This is a genomic window from Pseudoalteromonas sp. S3260, assembly GCF_005886925.1.
Lineage (GTDB): Bacteria > Pseudomonadota > Gammaproteobacteria > Enterobacterales > Alteromonadaceae > Pseudoalteromonas > Pseudoalteromonas tetraodonis.
This window is the reverse complement of the sequence record NZ_PNCV01000428.1, coordinates 1-267: the sequence shown is the minus strand read 5'-3', so window position 1 is coordinate 267 and position 267 is coordinate 1. Positions and strand designations below refer to the sequence as shown.

Sequence of the window (267 nt, the reverse complement as noted above, 5' to 3'; positions counted from 1 at the left end):
TCTGTTTGGCTTAGACAAAGACATGGTACGCGATGTTGACGGCTTCGCTAAAGAAGAATTTGAAGGTGCATGGCCGTTGCCATTGGAGAAGTTCCACCAGCACAACTGTCCATCACCTTACGCCGACACCGCTAATAGTCGTCCACAAAAAGGTGGTGGCTTTGGTGGCGCCTCAAACGCCGCTGGATTCCTGTCTCGCTTTGTTCGTGATGAAGGTCAAGGCTGGGTGCATATCGATTTAGCTGCAGCGTTTCAAACATCCGCTAC

At 50.9% G+C, this 267-nt stretch carries 1 pseudogene; it reads left to right on the top strand.

The features are described 5' to 3' along the window. Positions 1-267 (top strand): annotated as a pseudogene (locus CWC14_RS19075) (aminopeptidase PepB); the annotation flags it as partial.